This window comes from Methanobrevibacter sp. (assembly GCF_045644645.1).
In the GTDB taxonomy this organism is placed as follows: Archaea; Methanobacteriota; Methanobacteria; order Methanobacteriales; family Methanobacteriaceae; genus Methanocatella.
This window is the reverse complement of record NZ_JAZRHE010000151.1, coordinates 1-26,778: the sequence shown is the minus strand read 5'-3', so window position 1 is coordinate 26,778 and position 26,778 is coordinate 1. Positions and strand designations below refer to the sequence as shown.

Annotated in this window: 21 protein-coding genes; 18 read left to right on the top strand and 3 right to left on the bottom strand. The window is 36.8% G+C overall.

All coding sequences use genetic code 11. The features are described 5' to 3' along the window. Window positions 1-249: 249 nt before the first annotated feature. Window positions 250-2,028, bottom strand: coding sequence for a glutamine--fructose-6-phosphate transaminase (isomerizing) (gene glmS, locus ACKI4K_RS09590; RefSeq protein WP_407424581.1), 1,779 nt, complete (start codon window positions 2,026-2,028; stop codon window positions 250-252). 99 nt (window positions 2,029-2,127) lie between these two features. Between glmS and ACKI4K_RS09585 the strand changes: the two genes are divergently transcribed. Together ACKI4K_RS09585 and ACKI4K_RS09580 are read left to right on the top strand one after the other, a co-directional pair. Continuing rightward, entirely contained in the window at window positions 2,128-2,568 is a 441-nt protein-coding gene (locus tag ACKI4K_RS09585) for a hypothetical protein (protein ID WP_407424579.1), read from the top strand. Then, window positions 2,569-3,003 carry a low molecular weight protein arginine phosphatase gene (locus ACKI4K_RS09580; RefSeq protein WP_407424577.1) on the top strand — a complete coding sequence of 145 codons (435 nt, stop codon included), beginning with the start codon at window positions 2,569-2,571 and terminating at the stop codon, window positions 3,001-3,003. It abuts the gene before it with no gap. Here the strand turns inward: ACKI4K_RS09580 and ACKI4K_RS09575 are convergent. Continuing rightward, window positions 2,978-3,325: a diacylglycerol kinase family protein gene (locus tag ACKI4K_RS09575; protein ID WP_407424575.1), complete on the bottom strand. Its 348-nt coding sequence runs from the start codon at window positions 3,323-3,325 to the stop codon at window positions 2,978-2,980. The genes ACKI4K_RS09580 and ACKI4K_RS09575 overlap by 26 nt on opposite strands. A gap of 128 nt (window positions 3,326-3,453) precedes the next feature. Here ACKI4K_RS09575 and ACKI4K_RS09570 point away from each other — a divergent pair, with 128 nt between their 5' ends. The 16 genes from ACKI4K_RS09570 (at window position 3,454) to ACKI4K_RS09495 (ending at window position 25,783) form a co-directional block, all read left to right on the top strand. Beyond that, window positions 3,454-6,210: a hypothetical protein gene (locus ACKI4K_RS09570; protein ID WP_407424573.1), complete on the top strand. Its 2,757-nt coding sequence runs from the start codon at window positions 3,454-3,456 to the stop codon at window positions 6,208-6,210. Continuing rightward, entirely contained in the window at window positions 6,194-8,941 is a 2,748-nt protein-coding gene (locus tag ACKI4K_RS09565) for a hypothetical protein (protein WP_407424572.1), read from the top strand. Before ACKI4K_RS09570 ends, ACKI4K_RS09565 begins: the two co-directional genes overlap by 17 nt. Before the next feature lie 7 nt (window positions 8,942-8,948). Further along, window positions 8,949-9,635: a hypothetical protein gene (locus ACKI4K_RS09560; RefSeq protein ID WP_407424570.1), complete on the top strand. Its 687-nt coding sequence runs from the start codon at window positions 8,949-8,951 to the stop codon at window positions 9,633-9,635. 71 nt (window positions 9,636-9,706) lie between these two features. Beyond that, window positions 9,707-10,813 carry an RtcB family protein gene (locus tag ACKI4K_RS09555; protein WP_407424568.1) on the top strand — a complete coding sequence of 369 codons (1,107 nt, stop codon included), beginning with the start codon at window positions 9,707-9,709 and terminating at the stop codon, window positions 10,811-10,813. An 11-nt stretch (window positions 10,814-10,824) separates the two neighbouring features. Beyond that, complete coding sequence (locus ACKI4K_RS09550) at window positions 10,825-11,616, top strand: SIS domain-containing protein (RefSeq protein ID WP_407424566.1); 792 nt, start codon at window positions 10,825-10,827, stop codon at window positions 11,614-11,616. 73 nt (window positions 11,617-11,689) lie between these two features. Then, window positions 11,690-12,472: an FHA domain-containing protein gene (locus ACKI4K_RS09545; protein ID WP_407424564.1), complete on the top strand. Its 783-nt coding sequence runs from the start codon at window positions 11,690-11,692 to the stop codon at window positions 12,470-12,472. Between the two features lie 24 nt (window positions 12,473-12,496). Then, a complete protein-coding gene (locus ACKI4K_RS09540; RefSeq protein WP_407424562.1) occupies window positions 12,497-16,003 on the top strand; it encodes an Hsp70 family protein in 3,507 nt (1,168 codons plus the stop codon). A gap of 61 nt (window positions 16,004-16,064) precedes the next feature. Continuing rightward, window positions 16,065-16,208: a hypothetical protein gene (locus ACKI4K_RS09535; protein WP_407424560.1), complete on the top strand. Its 144-nt coding sequence runs from the start codon at window positions 16,065-16,067 to the stop codon at window positions 16,206-16,208. Next, the gene (locus ACKI4K_RS09530; RefSeq protein WP_407424558.1) at window positions 16,198-16,968 is read left to right on the top strand and encodes a metallophosphoesterase; all 771 of its coding nucleotides are present in this window, start codon (window positions 16,198-16,200) and stop codon (window positions 16,966-16,968) included. Before ACKI4K_RS09535 ends, ACKI4K_RS09530 begins: the two co-directional genes overlap by 11 nt. A 109-nt stretch (window positions 16,969-17,077) precedes the next feature. Then, window positions 17,078-19,390, top strand: a complete 2,313-nt coding sequence (locus ACKI4K_RS09525) for a RyR domain-containing protein (protein WP_407424556.1) — start codon at window positions 17,078-17,080, stop codon at window positions 19,388-19,390. A gap of 222 nt (window positions 19,391-19,612) precedes the next feature. Further along, a complete protein-coding gene (locus tag ACKI4K_RS09520; protein ID WP_407424554.1) occupies window positions 19,613-20,416 on the top strand; it encodes a tetratricopeptide repeat protein in 804 nt (267 codons plus the stop codon). Between the two features lie 186 nt (window positions 20,417-20,602). Then, the gene (locus ACKI4K_RS09515) at window positions 20,603-22,408 is read left to right on the top strand and encodes an ABC transporter ATP-binding protein (RefSeq protein ID WP_407424552.1); all 1,806 of its coding nucleotides are present in this window, start codon (window positions 20,603-20,605) and stop codon (window positions 22,406-22,408) included. After that, entirely contained in the window at window positions 22,341-24,206 is a 1,866-nt protein-coding gene (locus ACKI4K_RS09510; protein WP_407424550.1) for an ABC transporter ATP-binding protein, read from the top strand. Before ACKI4K_RS09515 ends, ACKI4K_RS09510 begins: the two co-directional genes overlap by 68 nt. Before the next feature lie 59 nt (window positions 24,207-24,265). Then, window positions 24,266-24,700 carry a hypothetical protein gene (locus ACKI4K_RS09505; RefSeq protein ID WP_407424548.1) on the top strand — a complete coding sequence of 145 codons (435 nt, stop codon included), beginning with the start codon at window positions 24,266-24,268 and terminating at the stop codon, window positions 24,698-24,700. A gap of 208 nt (window positions 24,701-24,908) precedes the next feature. Continuing rightward, on the top strand, window positions 24,909-25,157 hold the full coding sequence (locus tag ACKI4K_RS09500) for a hypothetical protein (protein ID WP_407424546.1): 249 nt from the start codon (window positions 24,909-24,911) through the stop codon (window positions 25,155-25,157). Beyond that, a complete protein-coding gene (locus ACKI4K_RS09495; protein WP_407424583.1) occupies window positions 25,148-25,783 on the top strand; it encodes an alpha/beta hydrolase in 636 nt (211 codons plus the stop codon). The genes ACKI4K_RS09500 and ACKI4K_RS09495 overlap by 10 nt, the downstream gene beginning before the upstream one ends. A 185-nt stretch (window positions 25,784-25,968) precedes the next feature. Here ACKI4K_RS09495 and ACKI4K_RS09490 read toward each other — a convergent pair whose 3' ends face one another. Then, on the bottom strand, window positions 25,969-26,712 hold the full coding sequence (locus ACKI4K_RS09490; RefSeq protein ID WP_407424544.1) for an SDR family NAD(P)-dependent oxidoreductase: 744 nt from the start codon (window positions 26,710-26,712) through the stop codon (window positions 25,969-25,971). Between the last annotated feature and the right edge of the window lie 66 nt (window positions 26,713-26,778).

Sequence of the window (26,778 nt, the reverse complement as noted above, 5' to 3'; positions counted from 1 at the left end):
TTTCATAAAATTCTTTCAAATAGTTGCAAAAACTGTATTTTCCTCATTTTTCTTGTTTAATTTAATATAATTTACATTAAAATCTTCTATTTACATTTCATGTTAATTTAATTGTAGATGCCATATCAAAGAGTTAGTTTCATTTATTTTAACTATTGGGGTAATCCTTAATCATGCTTAATAAAATCAAGTTTTAAGTTAACTATTTAAAAAATAAGAAAATCATGAAGCCAAACTGGACTTCATGACCTATACAGTAATCACTTTTGCAAGGTTTCTTGGCTTGTCGGGATCATAGCCCTTGTCAAGTGTCACATAATATGAAATCAGCTGCAAAGGCACGATATAGACCAGTGGGGCGATAATGTCTGTTACTTCAGGATTTATTTCAAAAACCATCCTTGAATTTTCAGCTATTCTTTCATCCCCTTTCGCTGCGACACTCAGGATAATGGCATCGCGCGCCCTGACTTCCTCCAGATTGGTCATTGTCTTATCATAGTCCTCTCCAGGAGGGATGATTACAAACACTGGAACGTCTTCATCAATCAGTGCGAGCGGGCCGTGCTTCAATTCCCCTGCAGCATATCCTTCGGCATGAATGTAGGTGATTTCCTTCAGCTTCAGGGCACCTTCAAGGGCAATCGGATATGAGAATCCACGTCCAAGATAAAATGCATCATCGGCAAGGTCATATCTTGAAGACAGCTCTTTAATATAGTCTCTTTCAGAGGTCACTTCATTGATGTATGCTGGAACCTTCTCCAATTGACCAATCAAATCATCGTCCCCTGCCAGAAGCCCGGCAAAGAGATATATTGCTGTCAGCTGTGCAATGTATGTTTTTGTTGCTGCAACCCCAATTTCGGGACCTGCCTGTGTTTGGATTACGAATTCCGCCTCTTCACTCATGGCTGATCCTGCAACATTAACAATAGCTAATGTTTTAGAGGTTTTTCTCGCCTCTTTAAGTGCCATGAGGGAGTCGTATGTTTCGCCGGACTGTGAAATGAATGCCACCAGTGTGTCCTCGTCCCAGGTCTTTGCAGTGTATTTGGTTTCAGAGGCGATGATGACATCTGTCGGAATGCCTGCAAGTGACTCAATCAGATATTTTCCGCTGATTGAAGCGTGGTATGATGTTCCGCAGGCAACAAAGCAGATTCTTTTTACATCTCCGATTTCGTCAATCACCCTTTTGATGTTTTCCTTTTGGCCAAGTGTGTTTTCAACGGCATCTGACTGTTCTATGATTTCCTTAATCATGAAATGGTCATAGCCTTCCTTTTGAGCCATTTCAGGTGTCCAGTCAATATACTCTGATTTCCATTTGACGCTTTTGCCGTTTTTGTCATGAATTTCAATGCCATTTTTGGTCAGTATTGCGATTTCGCCTTCCTTTGGCCTGATTACATTGCGTGCATGATTCAGCACTGCAGGAGTATCAGATGCAACGAAATAGCCTTCCTTTCCGTATGATACAATCAGTGGTGAGCCCTTTCTGGTTGCAACAATCTTGTCCTGCTCGTCTTTTGCAAAGGCGACAATTGCATATGATCCCTTAAGCTTTCCTGTGGCCTTTCTGAGGGCATCCTCAAGGTCCAATCCTTCATCCATGTATTCCCTGATTAGATTCGGAATGACTTCGGTGTCGGTTGTTGATTTGAATTTATGGCCTTTCCCAATCAGTTCCTCCTTGATTTGGGAGTAGTTTTCCAAAGTTCCGTTGTGGACAACCGCAACGCTTCCGCCGTCATCCAGCTGAGGATGGGCGTTTTCATCGGTCGGCTTGCCTGTTGATGCCCATCTGGTGTGTGCAATTCCAAGGTGACCCTTCATATTTTTGAAATTCACTTTGCCGTTCACGGTTTCGATGTCCCCCTTCGCCTTTCTGATGTTGATTTCATTATCGTAAGTGGCCATTCCTATGGAGTCGTATCCCCTGTATTCTAACATGGAGATGCATTCAAACAGGATAGTTGCTACATCCTTATTTTCCTTCAATATGCATCCGACAATTCCGCACATTTTATCACCTCATATTATTCTTGGATAAAAATGTTATTAAATCAGATAAAGCTTTTGCTTTAGTCAACTTATATAATGTTCAAAGATAGAATTATGGTTATGAAAATAGTTTTTCTTTGCAGCGCAAACACTTCAAGAAGCCCGATGGCTGAAGGAATTTTTAAAAAAATGGTTAGGGATGTTGATGTTTCATCTGCAGGCTTTTTATTGGGATCCGGTGAGAATGCTGATGAATACGCGATTCTCGTTTGCAGAAAACATGGCATTGATCTGGCGGATTTTAAAACAACAAATGTTTGTGATGTGGATTTTGGAAATGTCGATTTGGTCTTGACTGCCACAACATCCAACAGGGATAAAATAAGAAAATTATATCCAAAAGTAAATGCATATACGATTAAGGAGTACAGTGGAGCTTATGATGATTTGGATATCAAAGATCCGTCAAGTGAAAGTTTGGGGGATCATGTCGTTTGTTACTTTGAAATTAAAGAGGCTTTAGAAAAAATCCTGGAGATTCATAAAGAATGGAGTGATTAAATGAGAATAATGTTTGTCTGCACTGGAAACACCTGCAGAAGTGCAATGGCCGAAGCAATATTCAAACGGATGGTTGAAGATGAAATTCAAGTTTGCTCTTCGGGGGTTGCGGCAGAAAACGGGCAACACCCATCCAAAAACACATTGGATGTCTGCAAATCCCATGGAATTGATATTTCAAAGCACAGGGCAACATACTTTAAGGACTCAAATATTGAGGATATGGATTTGGTCTTGACATTTGAGATGCATCAGAAATATAAACTCGATATTCATTATCCTGATTTGGAGATTTACACAATTAAGGAGTTCATCAATGAATATCCGTTTGACATCAATGACCCGTTTGGTGGGGATTATAAAGTATATGATGCCTGCTTTAAAGAAATCTGCCGTGTTTTAAGGAAAGTTAAAGCAATTTTGGAAGAAAAATGATTAATCCAATGATTGCTGACGTGATGGCAATTGATAAAACAGCACCTGCCGAAGCATCTTTTATGAATTTGATTTTTTCATCATAGTCTTCATTAACATAATCCAAGGTTTTTTCTAAAGCAGTATTGAATGTTTCAGCACTTATTACGAGGCCAAATAGGATAATGCAAATAATCCATTCAAATGTAGTTAACTTAACATTTAATCCCGAAATAATAACACAAGTCATAATAATAAAATGGATTCGTAAGTTTTTCTCATCATGAGTAACATTAATTAATCCTTCAATGGCGTATTTAAAACTGTTAATCAATTTTTTCATATTATAAAATTTTGGTTTAATGGTATTTAATTCAAAGAAAGTATTAACTTTATACTGGTTAAATATAATATTAAATTATACTCATAATCAAGTTGTTTTGTTATTATAGTTATTGTTGTGATGAGAATATGAATTTCCAGGAATTTGAAGAATTAATCAATAGTGGTGTAAGGGAGATTTCCTTAACAGAAGATGTTGTTTTGGATGATGATGAGTCAGAATACTTGGAAGGCATTAATTTGGATGTTGATGATTTAGTCCTCGATGGAGGAGACTATGCTATTGATGCATGCGGAAAGACACGAATATTTTTCATCACCGGAAAAAACATCACAATCAAGAATATCACATTGAAAAATGGATATGGAGGAGCATTAAAAGTCAATCAGAATCCAAAATTGACTTTAATAAATTGCGGTTTCATTAATAACGCATCCAGTTCGGGCGGAGCAATATTCAACGAGGATGGTGAAATAACAATAATGAAATCCATATTCAATGACAACACGGCAAATGAGCATGGCGGGGCAATATGCAATATTAATGGCATCATTAACATTGCAGAATCAGAATTCGAAAGTAACACAGCGAAATCCCATGGCGGAGCCATCTATAGCAAAAATTCTATGGATGTTAAAAGCTGTGGTTTTCATTCCAATGAGGCTAGAATGGGTGGAGCAGTTTGCAGCTGGTTTTTTGATGATTTGGATGAGGAATTAAGTAAAAAACTTGAAACTTGTGATAGAAATCTCTCCTTAATGGAAGTTTGTGGGGATTATCTGGGATATGTTAATATTGAAAACTGCGAATTTGGGGATAATCGCTCTATTGGAGGGGGTGCAATTTCAAGTTCGCCAGGCGCTTATATGTCTTTAAGGAATTGTCGCTTCGATAGGAACTATGCAAGTCAGGGATTTGATTTGGATGGTGGCGGAGCGATTCACAGCAATTCAGATATGGAAATGGATAATTGCCATTTTTTCAATAATACTGCTTTAGACACAAATGGTGGTGCAATATTGGCCGAAAGCTATTATTTCCGCACTAAAACAATCATAAAAAACTCCAATTTTAAAAACAATAATACTGATATGGCAAACAATGATTATGGAGAAAGCGGAGGGGCCATATGCAATAAAAATTCTGATCTGTTTTTAATCAATTGTAATTTTGAGGATAATGAATCTCTTGCATATGATATTGGAGAGTCCATTTTTAATGATGATGACGCTTCATTAAGCATGGAGAATTGCAGTTTTAAAAGTAAAAAAAACTATTGCATATTCAATCGGGGAAGGTCAATAATAAAGGATTGCGATTTTTACCATGATTTCGGCAGCGATTATAAAATCAGAGGCCTTTTTGATAATTGTGGTTCTTTAGGAATATTTTCAACTAGGGATAATCAATATCTGGTTAAGTTAAATGGGAAAACATTGGACGATTTCAATATTGATGACTTATTGTTTGACCGTAAAGAAGAGTTAAATAGGGATGAAAAAGGTTTTCTTTCAAAAGTTCATGATTTTAAACCGGAGGGTTATGCGGATGATGAATACCTGGAGAATTTGATTGAAAATAATATAAAAGAGATTGATTCCGATTTGAACTATCAAAAAGAGCTTGTTTTGGACTCAGATGTCTTTTATAATCCTGATAGGACTGAAGCTATTGTGCTTGATTTGGATAATTTAATGTTTGATGGAAAAAATCATGTGATAAATGGGAATTTCCAGCAGATTTTCAATATTGTAGGCGACAATATCTGCTTTAGGAATGTCCGCTTTAGGAATGCATCCCATTATAGGGGATCAGTCATGTCTTTGAAAGACAGGAATGTCAGTTTTATCAATTGCGTTTTTGAGGATAACTTTGCACATATGGGTATTCTATATCTAAATGACAGTTCCGTTAAATTAAGGCGATGCAAATTCATAAATAATTATTCGGGAAGGATGGAGATAAATCATGTTGATTTTGGAGGGGTCATATTATCTGAAAACGGAAGTTCTTTAGTTATGGATGATATGCAGTTCACTGAAAACTATTCTCAGCTATCCTTAATCACATCAAAAGATGCTTATTTAAAATTAAGAAACTCAGAAATTCGAGATAATGAATCAGTGACATATTTGATTTCGGATAATTGCACAGACTATTCCAGAAGACATCCGGATATTCTATGTTCAATTTATCCTTTAATGATGGATAATTGTGATTTTTTTGAAAATAGTGCTTTCATGGTTTATAACTGTTTCAATTCGTTTTTATTTATCAGGGATTCAAATATCCGTAACAGTGAAGCTCTGTATGAAGTAAAAAATCATTACTATTTTGAAAATAATAGTTTTTCAGGCATTGCAGGCTATGGGAATAATGCTCCGGTTAATTCCAATGCCGGTATTGAGTCATCTATAAAAGAAGTGAGGGATGGAAATTCCAATAATTTCACTTATTTAAATAATCTAATTTCAAATGCCGCCTTTCAGGAATTCAAATCAATTTTTGAAAAGGAGGGGCTGGAAAAAATAAAATCTATTGAAACATGTCTTGTTGGAGATATTAAAAAAGAAGATTTCGAAAAGGAGAAATTTAAGGACGGTATTGATGTCTGTTTTGATAATTTGGTTATTGATGGTCAGAGCCACACTATTGATGCAGATAATTGCGGAAGAATTTTTGTCATACATTCCAATCATATTACATTTAAGAACATTAATTTCATCAATGCCAGTAAATCAATCCTTAACACTCGTAAAATGGATGTAAAATACATAAATTGTACTTTTAAAGATCATGATTTTGAAAATATAGTGGATGAAAAAGATGATGATGACCTTGATGGAGATGAATCTGCTAAGGGTTTAGATGCATTGTTCGGGTAGTGTTAATGTGGATTTTCGGGAATTTGAAGAATTGCTTAACAGTGGAGCAGAAGAGATTGCCTTAACTGAAGATGTTGTATTGGATTTCTCGGATGAAGAAATAGATAGGGATTGTATTGAAATTCCAAAGTTAATCATTGATGGTGATGGGCATAGTGTTAGTTTGAATATTCAAAACATAGATTTTATTTTTGATGATGAATGTATTTTTAAGAATATCAAATTGGATAGTTACAATAACTTGAAGATTACTTGGACGGGATTTGTTAAATTGGAAAATTGCACATTTAAGAATTTTGAGTTAATTACTCAAGAATCATTACATATGTGTAATTGCAATTTTAAGGATTTTGCTATATTGATTAATGAAGGTATAACACATGCCAAAAATTCTAAAATTTATAAGTTTATTAATTCTGGAGAGGCTTATTTTAAGAATTCTAGGTTATTTGGGTTAAATAATGCCTATGGAGGAGATGTTCAACTTAAAAATTGCAAATTATCTTATTCAGTAAATGAGGGTAAATTGATATTATGTGATTGTAATATAGTTGATAGTTTAAATAATTTTGGCAAAAATTTAAAAATTATCAATTGCCATTTTGAAAATATCGTTTCAGTTAAGGATGGTGGTGCAATTCGTAATAAAAAGGGAGCTATCCATATACAAAATACTGTTTTTAAGGAAAACACTGCGGATTATGATGGAAGTGGTGGAGCAATAGCTAATATTGACGGGGAAATCATATTGGAAAATTGCGAATTTATCCGAAATTTGTCCGGACGATACGGTGGAGCAATATATAATGAAAATGGTTCTTTAAACATTTTGAATTGTAATTTTTCAAATAATCGTACAACATATCTTGGTGAAACCTGTTATCATATTGCTGATGCAATATTTAATTTAAATGGAACAGTAAATATTGAAAATTCCAATTTTAAAAGTCATACTGATGATAATATTTATAATGATGGAATTTTAAACATATTCAACTCCAATATTGTTGGTGATATGCTGAATAGATGTTGTTTATCCATTAAAAAGTGTAAATTTGAAAAAGGCTCATCAATTGAAAATTCCGCTTTGATTTATCTCTCTAAAAGTGAAGAGGAATATTTGAATAATTTCATTGAAAAACATGGTGAAAAAAGAGGGATTTTTGGTTTTAATAGTCCAGGTCCAAGTTATATGGCGGGCGGAACGGGTAAAATTCGTTATCTGGATGAGTTATATGCTGGGGAAAACAAAAATGATTTCAAGTATCTAAATGATTTGATTAGTTTCAATTCAGAAAATGATGATTGTTTAGAAATCCATTTGGATAGTGATATAATCAATAATGATAAAAGTTTTGAAAAGGGCATTGGAATCAGTGAAATGAAATTGGTTATCGATGGAAATGGCCATATTATTGACGCTAATAGAAAATCATGCATTTTCAATATTTCTTCCGCTGAGGTTACTTTAAGAAACATTATCTTTAAAAATTCATTTTCAAATATGGCAGCAATCAACATTTCAAATGCTAATATAACTCTTGAAAATTGCATTTTCGAGTCAAATGATTCAGTAAAAAGTGGAGGATCTCTTAATATTAAAGACAGTTCATTAAAAACAATTGATTGTGGGTTTATAGATAATTTTGCATCACGGGGCGGTGCAATTTATGGCAATAAATCTTCAATAGAATTGTTGGGATGTGAATTTTCAAAAAACAGTGCAGAAAAGGTAGGTGCGACAATCAGTCTTGATGATTCAGATTTGATTTGTTTAAAATCCAATTTTAACAAGAATATTGCACAATATGGTGCAGCGTGTGAGTCTAAAGATTCAAATTTAAGTTTTCATGATTGTGATTTTAAAAGAAATTCGGGATATAATGGGGCAGCTATCGCTACCCGTAATAGTTGTGTAAAATTTGGGGAATGTAATTTTGAAAAAAATAAATCCAAAGATTCATCAATCATATATGGTGCGGGTGATGTTAGGTTTATTATTAAAAAATCAAAATTTATTTGCAATCAAACGTATCATGCTTTGATTTTGATGGCAATAGGGGATGGTTATGGTTTGTCTGGCAGAGTATATTGCAGTGAGTGTAATTTTGAAAATAATGATATTAGATCAAACTTAATAAAAGTTCGACAATTATACATGTCAAATTGTGATTTTAGGAATAATCAATATGGTGATGAGTTAATTAATGTTAAAGAATTTTTATTATGTGATGATAATCCTTTGGAAAGTAAAATTAAAGCCGAACAGGTCATTGAAAATGTCAATACTGAAATAGATTTTAAAAACATGATGGATTCAGGTGAAAAAGATATTTCACTAAAAAGCAATTATATCTTTTTTGAGGATGGAAAACTTGATGCCGGTGGACTGTGCATCGATGGTCAAATGCATGAAATAAATGGAAACATGACTATAACCGGCAAAGATGTAACCTTGAAAAACATTATATTTAAAGATACTGTAAAAATTGAGAACAGCAACACGGCAACACTTGAAAATTGCAGTTTTGAAAGTAATAAAAATGAAGTTATCATAAATAAAGCTAATCTAACTCTTGAAAATTGTAGGTTTAAAGAGGAACATAGGATACTAAACACGGGTGAAGTAACATTGATAGATAAAAATGGAAAAGAAGTTTCAACTGATGAAATAATTAAACTAAGTAGAGGCGGTGATGAAAGTACTGGTTTAGGGGCATTGTTCAGGTAGTGATAACATGAATTTCAAGGAATTTGAAGAATTGATTAATAGCGGAGCAAAAGAGATAACATTAACCGAAGATGTAATTCTAGAAGATGGCGAAGAGGAAGAATGCGATGAAGGCATCGAAATCAACGGTGATGATTTAATCATCGATGGGAATGATTATGCTATTGACGGATGCAGGAAAGCACCTTTATTTATAATTAATGCTTCAAACATTACTTTAAAAAATATTTTATTCAAAAACTACTATTGCGAATACCTGAGTGCCGCCATAGACAATCGGGGTGATTTGACAATTGAAAACTGCAGATTCATTGACAATTCTTCAGATGATTTGGGCGGAGCCATCTATAATGCACCTAATTCTAAATTGACCATACAAAGTTCCTTATTTGAGGAGAACAGATCGGATTTTGGTGGAGCTATCTACAATGATTCTATTTTAAACATTTACAATTCAATTTTCAAGTCAAACGGTTCGGAGTTTGATGGGGGAGCAATTTACAATAGAGGAAACTTGGTTATCAAAAACTCTTTATTTGATAAAAATGCCGCTGTTTATGGAGGGGCTATTTATAATGAAAATATTTTAACTGTAAAAAGTTCCGAATTTAAAAATAGCATTGCAAACGATGGAAACCATATAGAAACTGAAAATAAAATGAATTTAAATATTATTGATTGTAGGTTTGACTAAAGCAAACGCTTTACCTGATTTATATGGGACTTGAATCAAACTTTAAATAACTAACTGTATGGGGTGATGATATGTTTGAACTTAAGGGCAAATATGCGACAGCTAAGGTATTCTCAGACGATGTCGACAACGACAGCATTTCACAGGTCATTCAATTTCTCAACCAGCCGATAGCTGAAGGCCAAAAGATCCGCATGATGCCTGACATCCATGCAGGAATTGGCTGCACAATCGGAACCACCATGACAATATCAGACAAGGTCGTTCCAAATCTCGTCGGCTCAGATATCGGTTGCGGAATGGAAGTTTTCTACCTCGACACAAATGAAATAGATTTCGAACGCTTGGACGGCATCATTCGCTCCAAGGTGCCTTATGGATATAATAGGAGTGTTGTTCCACACCATTTCATGAAGGATTTCGACCTGACAGAGCTCAGATGCTACTTCAAGCTTGAGGCAGGAGGCGAAGGCAATTTTTATCTGGGCACCCTTGGCGGGGGAAATCACTTCATTGAAGTCAACAGGACAAAGGATGATGAATTGATATTGGTGATTCACTCAGGAAGCCGCAGAATAGGTGCTGATGTCTGCGAACACTATCAGAACCAGTCCCTGAAGGAATTCAAAAGATTTCATAATATGGCCTCTGACAAGGATATGATCTACTGCGAAGGAAAACTGTTTGATGACTACATTCATGATATGGGAATCATGCAGGATTATGCCTCATTAAACCGCAAGGCCATTGCGGAGACAATACTGAGCGAATACGGAATGGATTACACTAAACATTTTACAACTGTTCACAACTACATCGACATGGACAGGATGATTTTAAGGAAGGGTGCGGTTTCAGCGGATAAGGGTGAAACCCTCATAATTCCAATAAACATGCGCGAGGGGTCTTTAATATGTAAGGGCAAGGGCAATCCCGACTGGAATTATTCCGCTCCCCATGGAGCAGGACGTCTGTACAGGCGTTCCCAGGCAAAGCAAATGTTTTCACTTGATGAGTTTGAAAGGGCGATGGAGGGAATCTACTCAACATCCGTCGGCAAGGATACTCTGGACGAGTCTCCGATGGCCTACAAGCCAATGAGCTCAATCGTTGAAAACGTTGCGGGCAGCGTGGACATTGTCGATGTTGTAAAACCGGTTTACAATTTCAAGGCATAGGAATGGTGGTCATGTCAGATTTAAAGTATATGAATCTATCCCTGGATAGTATATTGAAGAGTCTCAACAGATGCAGGCATATAGTTCAAAGTCAGGAAAGTTCGATTTCCCGGTTTGGGGATATCATTCTGGATGCGTCCAACAGGCGCTGGGATCCTCAAAGGGGGACAACAATATTTCTTGCCGGCGCCGGAAGGTCAGGTTTTGTTGCGAAGTCCTTTGCCATGAGGCTGATGCATCTGGGATTTTATGTCTATGTCCTCAATGAGTCCATTGCCCCTCCGGTCAATGACGGGGACATCATTATCATCATTTCAAAGTCCGGCAAGTCCAATTCGATTACCCAAATCGTTGACGACTCGCAGTTTGCAAACGTAAAGCTATTGGCGGTATGCGGGGACTTTGATAGCAATCTGGCCAAAAAGGCCGATGCCAATATCGTAATCGAATCCGTTGATGAGGATTCGGCCAATCTGGATGATGATGAAATCGGCGGATTCATAGATTCATACATGGCCGTGTTTGAGAGCAATGATGAAGTCACATCCAAACTCGAAATGCTTCCCAGACATTCCGTTGATTTCACTGACAAAAGTGCTGCAGATTGCATTGGCGATTTGGACGAAAAGACCAATGGTATAAAAAACATATATCTTCCATTGGAATTGGTTTTGATGGGAACCACATTTGAGATTTCCGCATTGGTATTGCTCGATGCACTCGTGAGCGAACTGATGGCCAGGTTAAATTTGCGGGAAAATGATTTGATTGGGTTTCATGATGTCTTAAGCAGTTCCATTTGAGTCTGAATTCAAGAAATTTTAAATATTTCATTTAAAAGATATATTATTAATAATTTTTAGGAGGATTTTTGGGATGGATGATTCAGACATTAATAAAACTGTTGTTCTAGATTATGATGAATCTAATTTTATCTCTTTAAAGCTTGCAGCCGTTAACAATAAGGTGCGATTTTCTATTTTGGAAATCTTGAGGGATAATCAGAAATACAATAAAAATCCATTATATTCTCGCGAATTGAATTCAATTCTTTTGAATAATTATAATATTAATATAACTCCCCAAATGTTTGGTCAGCACATGAAAAAGCTTGTTGATGCGAACCTGGTTTCTGAAATCGATGTAAAAAAGGAAGTTCCCAACAAGATTGGCAAAAGGACAGTCAAGGCATTTGTTTTAAAAGAGGACGCATTTGATGATCTGTTTTTGGAAATTAACTTTTTGTCAGATGAGCTTTTCACTTTCTTTGATTTGTACAAATCCAATCAGAAATTCCATGACGGCGATTACTGTGTCCTGACAGTTTTCAATGGGGTTGACAAGGGCAAAACATTTAAGATTCAAAGGGATGAAATTGTTCTTATTGGAAGAAAATCCGATTCAAGTGAAGATGATTTCTCTTCAGTCGCAATTCTTTTGGACAATAGCTATGACACTGTTTCAAGCATATCCAAACCTCATTTGAAATTGTTCTGGGAAAATGATGGGTGGTATATTATTGATGAGGCCAGTTCAAACGGAACTTTCATAGGTGACATCGAAGTGCAGAAAGGCAAGGCCACCAAATTGAAATCCAATTCATTTTTAAAGTTGTCCCGGGGCAACGGTGGTGCAGTAATTTATTGTTCTTTTGAATGAATTTAATCAGATTTGGCGATAGTGATGGGGTTTGATGAAGTTAAACACCAAATAGAAGATTTTTTCAATGGCAAATTTCAGGTTAGAAAATTCCTGGGCGAAGGATCCTTTGCAAAGGTTTACCTTGTAAGGCATAATTATCTAGACATGCTGATGGCAATGAAGATTGTTAAGGAGCCATTGTCCATAACCACCAACAAAAAGGATGTTTTTCGTGAAGTCACCCTTGCCTGCCAGCTTAGGAATGAAAATGTCATAAGCATTTTTGATGCGGGTGAAATATCATGCCTTGATGGAGGAAAAAGCCATGCTTATTTTATAATGGAATATGTCAGCGGAGGGGATTTGGAGCACTTCCTGAATTCTTTTGCTGAAAACAATATTTTCATGCCTTTAAGTCGCAGTATGGATTTGATTCGCCAAATTCTTAAAGGTTTGGACACACTGCACTCGGCCAATCCACCCATCATTCACCGTGATTTGAAGCCAAACAATGTTTTGCTCAAGTTCAATGCCTGCGGTGACATCATCACTAAGATTTCCGATTTCGGTTTTGCAAAGGAAGTCACTACGGGCATTTCAGACATTGACATTGCAGGAACAAGGCCGTATATGGCTCCGGAAATATTCGACAAGTCAATATCCACCAAAACGGATATCTATGCAATTGGTGTCATATTTTATCAATTGCTGACCAATAGATATCCATATCCTATCGATGAATATTCAAATGAGGATTTGATTGATTTGAAACCATGGAAAGAGGCTTTAAATCCTCCAAGCCATTATAATTCTAAAGTTTCTGATGATCTGGATAGGATAGTGTGCAAATGTTTGGATTTCAATCCTGAAAATAGATATTTGGATGCCGGTGAACTTTTGGATGATGTTGAAAAAGCCATTGATGAATATAACTCCAAACAAATTGTATTTGAAAACAGCAATCCTCACGATTATCGTGATGAATACTCTGAATATGTCATCAATACTTCCATAAAGGAAGCTTTCAGGCTTGCAAAATGTGAAAACGGTTTGCAGGATGCAATTGAAATATTGGAAGCTGAGGTTTTGCAGGATTATGATGTCCGTAAATGTTATTCTGAAACACTCAGAATCTGGAAATCAAGACGTCCGGATTTAAAATTGATCTCAAAGGCATTCACAGTTAACCTGAAAGGACAAAATTATAGGTTGTCCTGCAATCTTTTAGAGGAAGCAATCGCTTACAATCCATCGATTAGGAGTAAATATCAGCATTATATTGATTTATGGGAAATTTTCATTGACCTGGAAAGGCATGGGAGCCTGTTCAAATCGGTTGTTCTGCTTGAAAGTCTGATGGAGGGGAATGAGGAAATTGAAAGCCTATATGAAAACATAATTCCAACCTTAAAAACATATTCTGTTGACGAGATAGTCGTCGAATCGATTCGTTTGGCTAAATTGAACTATTTGGCTGAAGCGGCAAATCTGATGGAGTTTGCAGTTGTTTGTGATGCTGAGACCAAATCCGAATATGCATATAGATTGTCCTTATGGAAACAGAACATGAGGATGCTTTTTAAAAGAACAGATAAAATAAAGCAGGACACAATTGACTATGCAATTGATTTGGGAACCACTGACTCTGTGATTTCCTATTTCAACAATGGAAATCCGATAGTCATAAAGAATCATAAGACGGGGGATGATTTCACCCCATCTGCAGTTTTGCTTGACGAAAATGATGATGTTCAGGTTGGGTTGGATGCAAGAAATGCGATAATCTCCAATTCGGACAATGCCGTCAGCGGATTCAAGAATGACATGGGCTTTTCAATACCATTCACATTTAAAAGATCTTCAAGGGTAATGTTTCCTGAAGAACTGTCTGCGGAAGTGCTTAAGGAATTGAGATTGTCTGTTTATCGACAATGTGGCGTTGACATTGGGCATGCCGTTATTTGCGTTCCCGCAAATTCAAATCCCCTAAAGACCAAGGCCATTATTGATGCGGCAAATCTTGCAGGATTCAGATCGTATAATTTGATTTCGGAGCCAATTGCCGTTAGCCTTGCATACGATCTTAGAAAGGATGATGCATATTGGATGGTTTATGATTTGGGTGGTGGAACTTTTAATGTCTCCATAATCCATGAAAATAAGGGCGGCATTGAAATGGTTGCAACTGAAGGTTTGGACAATCTTGGGGGAAATTCGTTTGATTGGAAGATTATTAATGATTTGTTCCGTCCGAAAATATCTCAGGATTTGAATCTGGATGATTTCAGACTTAACAATCCGAAATATCGTGATGTATTTTCAAAACTTAGGGATGCTGCAGAGCTGGCTAAAAAAGATTTGGCCAAATTCGACAGAACAGACATATGCATCAGCAATCTTTTTGTAGGCTATGACTTTAAATATACTTTAACGCAAGAAGACTTCAAGGAAATTATAAAACCTTCGCTCAAATATACTTTTAAATTATGCCGAAATCTATTAAACGATAACTTATTGTCTGAGGAAAATATTGACAAGATTATTCTTGCTGGAGGATCCTGCTTAAGTCCGGCAGTTCAGGATTTAATCGAGGAGGAATTTGACATTGAAACAACTTCCAGAATAAATCCGTTGACTGTTGTTTCAATAGGTGCTGCAATCTATGCTGGAAGCCTGGAAAAACCACAGCAGATTGTCAAAAGCGAAAAGTTTTCTGTAATTTTCAGCGAACAAAAGATTGGACTTAAGGGAAAGGTATTCTGTCCTGACAGCAAATTCTCATTTTTAGGATATTCAATCGAATTCAAGAATGATGATTGCCCATCATCAAAAATTCAATTGGGAATAGACGGAACATTCAATGTAGATTTGCCTTGTAAGAAATTCAGAATCAAAATATGCAAGGGTGATGTAAAGGTTCCCCTTGATGAAAAGTCACCTAGCTTGATTCGAGGCAGAAAAGTTTACATTCCCTATTTGAACAATTCATTTCACATATATAATGATAATATTGCATTTGATGAATTATTCGATCAATATGTAAGATTAATTAAAGATATGGGATGGCTTGAGGATTATTCATTTAACGTAAAGGGTGATGTCCTGGAATATATTGACAGATTGCTTGAAATGGCTAGAAATAATCCGATTTCATTAAATCTAAGTTCAATCTATTTGAATTATTTGGAAAGCATCGTTGAAGATTTTAAAAGGGATTTGGAATATTCGGCCTTAATGGAAAATGTTGAAAATAAAGTGAAGGCAATAAGGGAAAATGAATTGTTTGAAATTGATGATGATTATAAGAATTACAATCTGGATGAATTGAAGAATTTCCATTCCAGTCTGATTGAGAAATATGTTGCATTAAATAAAAACAGGGTTATCGAAGAGTGCTTCGTCAACCTCAAGTTTGAAGGAATCTATGCCAATAATGAAAGGCTTGCAGATGAGCTGATTGAAAGGGCACATGATGCCATGGACGATAATGACTATGGGGAATTATTTGACATAGTTAATTTATTGTACGAACTTGACGAGCGTGAGTAAATGAAAAGCTTTATGCGATTTAAATATATATGGGGCAAATCTAAATAATGGAGGCAGTTTCATGAAGAAGAAATCAGCAAAATCAACAGTTGTTTTAAAGAAAAGCAATTCGAATCGATTTCTGGATTTGGATTCCATGTCTGATTTGTCCAAAGTCATGGAAGTGCTTAACAAACTGATGGCAGGGGATGGAGATGATCAATGATAAACTAATTGAATTGCCGGATTATGGCCGCCTGATTGTCGTAACAGATTTACACGGCAATCTGGATGATTATAATGCCTATTTGGATTTGTGGGATGAAAGCGATTCGGATTTCCACATCGTTTTTACAGGGGACCTGATTCATGGAATGGATGAGAGAACCGACGGGTCCGTTGAGATTCTGGATGATGCGATAAGCAAATCAAAGGAATACCCTAACTTCCACACACTTCTCGGAAACCATGAATGCGCCCATATTACAAATGATAATATTTATAAAAACAGCAAAGATCTTCTTTTTGAATTTAAGAACTTGATATCCTATAAAAAGGGTTACATCGAACCTCATCTGACCAATTACATAAGATTTTTCAAAACAATGCCCTATTTTTTAACAACAGCAAACGGACTTTTCATTTCACATTCAGGTCCTTCAGATAAGGTCAATTCCATAGAATCCTTCAATAAGATTTTTGAAGGATACTATTCTGATCCGATACTTCAGGAATTCCTGTGGAATAGGTACACACATGTGACCGACTACACAAGGGCGGATGTTGAAAGGTTTCTGGATGTTGTCGGCTCCAAGTTCATGATTGTGGGGCATTGTCCTGTTGAGTCATATAAGGTTTTCTCAAAGCAGATAATCATGTCTTCAAGCTTCAACACTAGAGTGAAGACATATCTTGATATGGATTTGTCAACGGAGTTGAAAGACATCAAGGATGTGCAGAAACAGTTGAAATTTATCATCGATTGATTCAATGAAATCTCCACAGAATGTTGGAATCATTATTTGAAATATGCCACTGTAACAAAAACTTATTTTAATTATTAAATTACAAACATTAAGTTATAAGGTGGTAGCAATGGGTGAAATAAAAAATGACAATTTAAAGAGTTACATCGATGAGTTTTTTGATGATTTGGAATTATATGATGACTATAACAATGGCCATAATTATAAAGATTTATTAAAGACAGGAATAGATGTGTTTTTGGATTATGAAAGCGATTACACTGCAAATGAAATCTATCAAACATTTTTCATGATTTATCAGATAACTCCGGAGGATAAATCCCATGCATCAAGCGATAAGTCAAAGATAATCAGCGAACCCAACACCCTTTTGGACTTAGTAAAGATAATGAAGAAATATGAGGACAATACGGGGGAATTGATTGAAAGGCAAAGGGACCATTTTATTCACTCAGTAAACGTTTTCCTTTTAGGTTTGGCCATTTATGCAAGAAATAAAAATTACAGGCGCATATTCAAGAAGTATGTTAAATCAAGCGATTATAAAAAATTCTACAAAACCGCTGATGGAGAAATGTCAAATGAGGAATTCTTATATCGATGGGGTATCGCATCCCTTTTCCACGATATAGGATATCCTTTTGAAATCATTGGAAAGCAATTAAATAAAATCATCAGCGACAGCGTCAAATCCATATCAAACAACTATGATGTGGATGTTGGAATCGATTTTAAGGATTTCGATGAATTCAACACCATTGTCAAACTGCAGCCATATGATTTTGTAGACAATTACCGTTCCAAAAACAACAGGTCAAAGATTTTGGATCTGTATAAGCCTACTGAAATCATGGCCCATAAAATAACAAAGGATTTTAATCTAAGCGATGACCTCTTCAGAGAATTGGTCAAACGTTTGAATTCATTTGTCTATTACATGAAGGAAAACAACTTCATCGACCACGGATTCTACTCTGCAATTCTGGTTCTGAATTCATACGGCAAGCTTATTCAGAAACATGCAAAAAACAACGATTTCTTCTTTTACCCGATTGTGGACAGTGCAACTGCAATATTATTGCATAATTACTACAATAAGACCTTGCAGAAAGATCCGTTCAACCTTGAATTGCTTGCCCCCGAATCAAATCCGATTGCATTTCTGCTGATTCTTTGCGATGAGCTTCAGGAATGGAACAGACAGCCTTTTGGAATAATAGATAAAAAGAAATTCCATGTCAATGATTTGATTATAGAAATAGATGACCGCAGAATGGATGTGGAATATATCCTGAATAACGGATCCATGGGTCTTGGATTTTCCAAAGATAAGGAAGGGTTCATTAATGAAGTTCTCGATTTGCAAACAACAGTTTTTGATAAAGGCTTGACTGTTGTTACTAAAATCAGGCCTGATGTTGAAGATTCGATCATGAGGGACATGGACATCTCTGAAATACAGGCTCCTGACGTTTTGATAAGGAATGTTGAAAAACTTGCAATTCAGACTCATGAACAATATCAGAACACCATTAGGGCGGAATACAACAAGAATAAAGAACAGGGCATTGAAATTGATGAGTCATTGCAGAAAAGCTATGATAATCTAATACCATTCAAGGACCTGACCCCATCCCTGAAGTTGGCCAATATAAGGCAGGCAAGGTCAATCCCTAAAAAGTTAAACATGATCGGCTGTGAAATTGCCGACAAGTCAGACCCACGGCCGGCTATTTTGAAAGAGGATTTCCTTGAAAAGGAAGTTTTGAATCTTGCCATTTATGAACATAAGGAATGGTGTGATGAAAAAATAGGTACCGGATGGACATTTACAAGCGGTAAAAAGGATGTTGAAAACCTCAAGACACCATATCTGATTCCTTGGGAGGAACTTTCGGATTCAGTTAAGCAATTGGATATCGATACAATTTATAACATTCCAAATCTTTTGGATTCAATAGGATTGAAGGTGGTTAGGACAAGACTCAGATTGCTTACATTTAAAATGCATGAATTCTATATGAATGGTGTTTTAGATAGCAAAGATGATGGTCAGGAAGAATTTAATAAATTGGAGGAACATGTCCAGTATTCCAATTATAAGCAGGCCAATTTCATCGTTAGAATTTTAAAGGAAAGAAAATATGAAATTGTACCGTTAGACGATAAACGACCAGCCATCAATCAATTCAACATACATGATATAGAGCACTTTGCCAAAAGGGAACATCAAGGTTGGTATATGCTTAAAATAAATCTGGGCTGGAGTTACGGTTCCGGAGAGGGAAATACCAATCCGAATCTTGTTTCATGGGATGAATTAAGTGAAGATGTAAAGCAGAAAAATCGTAACACTTTCATCAATCTTCCAGCAATGTGCGCCGACCCGAATGTTGGTTTAAAAATAGTTAAAAGTGAATAAATCGTTTTATTCGCTTTTTTAAATATTATGATGGCGAAATATTTATCCAGTTACATGTTCTCCTAGAAAAGCTGTTGACAAACTAGCTTTTCCAACTATTTTTTATTTTTAATGTAACTCTTTAGTTAGCACACGATTTAACCTATTTAATTTAGCTAAATAGAAATATTTTTATATTCAAAAATTAATATCATTAGCAATTATTAGTTTGTGGTGATGACCGTGAAAGAAGATGAAGATATTAAAGTCAACAGGAGACGCACCGACAGGGCATATTTCGAATCTCCCCTGGTCCAGTCAATAGCCGATAAGCTTGATTTCTTAAAGGATGAATCCAAGGTAATTCTGGAGGAAATAGATTCCAGAGAATTTAAACAAAGATTGGATGATTTTGATTTGGAAGAGTTTGGTGAAGATGCATTTAATCAAATTGATGATTTATATGATGATATTTCAAGATTTAAAGATGATATGGTCGGTACATATGACATTCCCGATGGTGTTAAAAAGCAGTATCGTATCACCCAAAGGTATCTTGACCGTGATGACGATTATGTAAGAAGGGCAAAAAGAAAACTGGAAAGGGTGGATCCTAATAACTTATCTGACTCCCATGGAACATACATTAGGGTAATCGAGCTTTGTGATAAGGCCATTGAGATTAGGGATTATAATTTCGATGCACATGTCCTCAAAGCCCAAACACTGGTTAATTTGAAAAGGTATGATAAGGCTATTGATGAGTTCATCAAGGCGCTTTCCATAAAGGATGATATTGAAGTTTGGCTTGCCATTGCAGAAGTGAATAGGCTCAACGGTGATTTGGATGATGCAATAAATGTCTATGATAAAGTTTTGTCAATGGATAAGAATTCATTCGAAGCGTTTAAAGGAAAGGCATACACTCATTTCGATTTGAATGATTATGCAAAAGCCAATTACTTTTTCAAAAAGGCAAGTTCCGTTGGCTCTTTGGATGAGGCATCTGAAAAGATTTGGAGCGTCTGCAAGGAAAAATTGGATTGAATGTAATCCGTTCAATTCTTTCACTTATTTTTTTTGAGTTCATGTCAAATTTTTGACTTTATCTTTCTTGTTTTGAATAGATTCAATATGTTTATAGATAATAAAATCTAAAGGTACCTTTAAGAGATTATCATAATTTTAAATCTTGTTCAATGTTTTCAAAAGAAATGAATAAAAAGTGGGAATATGAATCTAACCAAAACGCTAAAGACAATAGGAAAATTACTCAAGCCATTAAAAAAGAGCATAATTCCACTTTTTCTCATTGTTGCATTCCTGTTGATTGACGTTTACTGCAACCTGACCCTGCCGTCATACACTGCGGATATTGTGGATGTCGGTATAAAGAACACGGATTTCAACTACATAATCGGTGTAGGAACCATGATGATGGGAATGGTTTTGATAGGGGTTCTGGCAACAATAGGCTTGGCATACTTCTCAAGCAGGGTATCCGCTGCATATGGAAGGGACTTGAGAAAAATATGCTATGAGAATATCCTGAAGTTTTCAAATTTTGAACTGAACAGGATATCCAGGGCATCCCTCATCACACGAAACACCAACGACATATATCAGATACAGATTTTTTTGGGATTGTTCTTCACCACAATACTGTTCTCACCTATATTGGGCATAGGAAGCATACTGAAGGCAATGGAGCTCGGAACTAATCTTTTATGGATCATTGCGGTTACATTCGCTGCAGTGATAATACCATTTTTGATAATATTCATAAGGGTCGTGCCATACTTTAAGGTAATGCAGGAACTGACAGATAAAATCAATCAGACATCAAGGGAAATACTGATGGGCATACCTGTCATCAAGGCGTTCGTAAGGCAATCCCATGAGGAGGAAAGGTTCGGGAAAACAAATGAGGACTTCAAATCAGTAAACCTGAAGGTCTTCAGGACACTTTTGGTTCTGATGCCCGCCATGACCCTGTTGCTGAACCTTATGATAATCCTTATTTTATACTTTGGAGCATATGACGCAATCAGAGGCGAAATATTGACGGGAACCATCATCGCATTCACCCAATATGCCACACAGATTGTAATGGCATTTCTGATGATGGGCGGATTTCTGGTGATGACTCCGAGGATTCTGGTGTCCGGACGGCGTGTTGCCGAAGTGATAAACACCGAGATATCAATCAGCGACGGTCCGATTGATAGGATAGGTGATGACCCCACAATTGAATTTAAGAATGTAGGTTACAGTTTTCCCGGAAGCGAAAAGGAAACATTGAAAAATATCAGCTTCAAACTGGAAAAAGGCAAAACCACAGCAATAATCGGCGGAACGGGAAGCGGAAAATCCACAATTCTGAATCTGATTCCCCGCCTTCAGGATGTAAGCGATGGAGAAATCCTGGTGGGTGATAGAAACATCAGGGACTATAAGCTGACTGTCCTTAGGGAGAGAATTTCCTATGCCCCTCAAAAGGCAATCCTTTTCGAGGGAACAATAAGGTCAAACATTCAAGTGGGCAAAGAGGATGCAAGCGATGAGGAAATCAGAAAGGCATTGGATATGGCGGAAGTGAACTTTATAGAAAGCCTGGATGATGAGGTTTCACAGGGTGCATCCAATTTTTCAGGAGGCCAGAAGCAGCGCCTTCAGCTGGCAAGGTCAATAATAGCCGAACGTGACTTCTACCTTTTTGATGACTGCTTTTCCGCACTGGACATGAATACGGAAGCGAAAGTGAAGGAAAACCTGAAAAGCTTGAAGGAAAATTCCTCAATGCTCATTGTCTCACAAAGGATTTCAACAATCATGGATGCAGATGAAATAATAGTTCTGGATGACGGTGAGATAATCGACATGGGCAGTCATGATTACCTGAATGAAAATTGCGGCATCTATAGGGAAATAGTATCTTCCCAGATAGAACAATCCAAAGAGCTGCTGTACGATGATGAGGAGTCCTCAAATTTCATCATCGATGCAGACCACATCAGAAAAACTGCGGGAGGCAAATGACATGGCAAGAAAGCCAAGAAGGGCACCTCCCGAAAAACCTGCAAATACCAAACAGTCCATAAAGAACATATTCTCTCTTTTGAAGGGATATAGGTTAAAAGTAAGTTTGACAGTTGTTTGCGGAATCATATCAACGGTATTTTCGGTGATAAGTCCTCTTCTGATAGGATTTGCCACAACAGCGATATTTGACGGGATAAGCTCCGGAAACATGAATATGGACTACATTGTCAGCTTGCTCGCTACTGTTGTAATATTGTATGTGGTAAGCGCGGTATTTTCATATCTTCAAAGTTATCTCCTGCTTGACATAACAACCGATATAAGCTATAACCTGAGAAGGGAACTCATTGAAAAGATAACCCATCTGTCAATGGGGAATTTGGACAAAAACACCAGGGGAGATATTCTGTCAAGAATCACAAACGATGTGGATTCCCTGCAGTCAGGCATCGTTCAGACATTCAACCAACTGCTGACAGGCGTCATCACCATCATCGGCGTTACTGTGATGATGCTGTCCATCAATATATGGCTGACACTCGCCACAGTTGTATTGGTTCCGATTGCCTTTCTGATCATAACTAAAATCACCAAATTCTCACAGGACTATTATCTTAAGCAATTGGAATACAGGGGAAGACTGAACGGACAGATCGAGGAGTCATTCACCGGCCATGAAATAATCAGGTCATTCAACCAGGAAGAGGAATCCCTGATGATTTTCGATGAGGAAAACGAAAACTGGTATGAACAGGAATGGAAATCCAAGTTCTTTTCAAGCCTGTCAGGTCCTTTTGTACATTTCATTTCAAATCTACAGTATGTCGTCATATCAGTCCTCGGAGCTGTTTTCGTACTTCAAAATGCAATAAGCGTAGGGGACATCTTGGCATTCATTCAGTACTCCAAAAACTTCACAACCCCAATCGAACAGATAACAAGAATAATGAACATGATTCAAACCGCAATGGCTGCAAGCGAGAGGATATTCGAATTTTTGGAAATGGATGTCGAGGAAAATCCCTCCGAAGAGAAAATCAAGGGAATTTCTGAGGAGATTAGTTTTGAGAATGTTGACTTTGGATACACAGATGATGAACTGATAATAAAGGACTTGTCATTTAAGGTCAAAAAGGGAGAAAAAATAGCCATTGTGGGTGAAACTGGAGCAGGAAAGACAACCATCGTAAAACTGCTCATGAGGTTCTATGATTTGAATGGCGGTGAAATTAAAATCGATGGTGTAAACATCAACAGGTATGATAAGCACAGCCTCAGGTCTCTTGTGGGCATGGTGCTTCAGGATACATGGCTGTTCAATGACACCATATTCAACAATATTCGCTATGGAAAATTGGACGCCACCAAAGAGGAGGTTATAGCAGCTTCAAAAGAGGCACATGCGGATAATTTCATAATGCAGATTCCCGAAGGGTATGAAAGCATGCTGAACGAGGACGTGGACAACATTTCCCACGGCCAAAAGCAGCTTTTGACAATTGCAAGAACCATTCTCTCAAACAAGCAGATACTGATTCTGGATGAGGCAACCTCATCAGTGGATACAAGGACGGAAAAGATAATCCAAAAGGCCATGGACAAGTTGATGAAAAACAGAACAAGCTTCATAATAGCCCATAGGCTTTCAACCGTCAGGGATGCGGACAAGATAATTGTAATTGATGAAGGGCGCATCATCGAGCAGGGCACCCATGAGGAACTGCTGGAACAGAAGGGATATTATTACAATACCTTGAATGCCCAAAGTAGGAAAGATTTAATGATGGAAAAATAATCAATTTCTTAAACTCGTGAAGGGGACATTAATTAATAAAAAGGGAATAATATAATATCATGAATTTCATGAATTATGGCGCAAATATAAAACAGTTTCAGCTGATCAAATTCATAAATGAAAACTGCAGTGACGACCACGTGATATCAAAAATTTCAATCGTGCTTCGCAGGGATAAGATAGAGGCCCCATATTATATGGATACGAAAATCAGGCTGTCCTCCTGTATTGACAGGCAGGATAATGGAATTGTCCATGCAATGGACATATTGAACCATAACAGGATGCATAATTTAACTGAAGAGAAATACAATGAAATCAAATCTTTAATCACTGATGCATTCGATGACAGTCATGATTCCGACCAGGTGAAAATCTTTAAGGAGGACAAAAGGCTGAAGATAGTTTTGATGTCTAAAAATGATGATGAATTCAGGAATCTTTTTAATAACTATCAGGAGCTTTTTGATAAGATAGATAATCTGATTGATTAGAATAAATTCTCTCATAGATGTTCGGTATCGCAAATGAGAACAATTATGGGAGAATTGCTTTCAGAAGCATTTTCATTATTATCTTATTTAAACAGGTTCTCGTGGTAAAGGTAAAATGCCATATATTTATAACGAATAACAGGAGTTAATTGCAACAATCGATGTAAGAAAATAAAAAGGATTAGAAAATCATTATATGAGTTAGAAAATGTCAAGGATGTCAAAGATTGTGGAAACCGCTTTGGATAAAAAGCACAGGGAATATGTTGACGATGCAGGTAAAGCTGGCGAACATATGAAGGAGCGTTCTCTTGAAGAAGATGAACACTATGAAATGCCGAAAATGATATACCGCACCAAAACTGAAAGCAGAGACATGTTCGGATGTCAGATGGTGATTTTCAATGAGATTGAGGATACTGAGCGTTTAGATACCTTCATGGGGGAATATATGTAAACGAGATTAAGCTGCCCCACATTTCTTTTTGCGATAAGCTTGCAAAGAAGGTCAACGCTTGCGTATTCGCTCCAATATATCCTCTTGCCCCAAACCATACCTATGAAGAGACCTATGAAATTGTTGAAAAGCTGTATAGGCATTTATTGACAATGAATAAGCCAATTATAATCATGGGGGATTCCGCAGGAGGAGGATTGTCCGCAGCATTTTGTGAATATCTGGCGACCAATGATTTGCCTCAACCTGCAAACCTGATTTTGATATCCCCTTGGCTTGATGTATCAATGTCCGGGGATTATGATGATGTTGAATTTGATCCAATGCTTGGCGTTGATGGACTGCGTGAAATGGGTGAGACCTGGGCAGGCAACCTTGACCCGAAAGACTATAAGGTAAGTCCAATGTTCGGGGAAGTGGCTGGGCTTCCGAAAACAACCCTGTTTGTGGGAACTCATGAAATATTCTATCCGGATGTTGTTGAATTCCATAACAAACTGAAGGATAATGGTGTTGATGCTGAGCTGAATGTTGGTGAGGGAATGACTCATGTTTATGCCATTTATCCGTTGGTTCCAGAATCAAAGGAAGCGTTTAAGCATATTGTTGAAGTAATTTTGGATTGAACATTGAAATAGGGGTGTTTGCTGCTGAAACATTAAACAGCCCTTTTTCATCCATAACTTAAGAAATTTTTAAAACATTTTCAAAAAACTGTAACATTTCAAGTTCAAATATTGGACTAAAAAAGACCCAATATAAAAAAATAAAAATAGTGGTAGCGGATAAAAATCCAACTACTTTTAAAAAATTAACACTCAAATCCGCCGTCACATCTGATGATTTGACCGTCTACGAATTCAGATTCGTCAGAAGCAAGGAATAATGCTAATGCAGCAATATCCTCTCCCTGACCAACCCTTTTCATAGGAGCTCCGTCAACCATCATCTGCAATGCTTCAACTCCGCCAATACTGTCCACCATAGCGGTGTGGATAGCACCCGGAGCAATACCGTTACATCTTATTTCAGGACCAAGTTCGAATGCCATGGATTTGGTAAGGCCGGCAATAGCGTGTTTGGATGAGATGTAACCTACAAATCCAAAGTGTGCAGCGTAGGATGCTACTGAACAAGTGTTAATTACAACACCTTTTCCTTTTTCTTTCATTACAGGAGCTACCAATTGGGTTAAGTATAATGGAGCGTATACATCAACTGCAAATACTTTGTCCCATTCTTCTTTGGTAATTTCCAAAAGAGGGGTCACGCTTAAAAGTCCTGCATTGTTGAACAGAATGTCGACAGTTCCATATTTTTCAATGGTTTCATCAAAGATTTTTTTAATGTCGTCAACATTAGCCATATCTGCAATAACTGCGAATGCCTCTCCGCCGGCTGCTTTAATGTCATCCACTACGGCTTTTGCTCTTTCTTCGTTTCTTCCAGTTACAACAACTTTTGCACCTTCTTCAGCAAATAATTTAGCTGTAGAACGGCCCATACCGGAGGTTGATCCAGTAATGATTGCTATTTTTCCATCTAGTTTGCCCATTTATTTCACCTTCTTTAATCATAAAATCCTATGATTTTATGTTTGATGTTTTGTAAATCAATATAT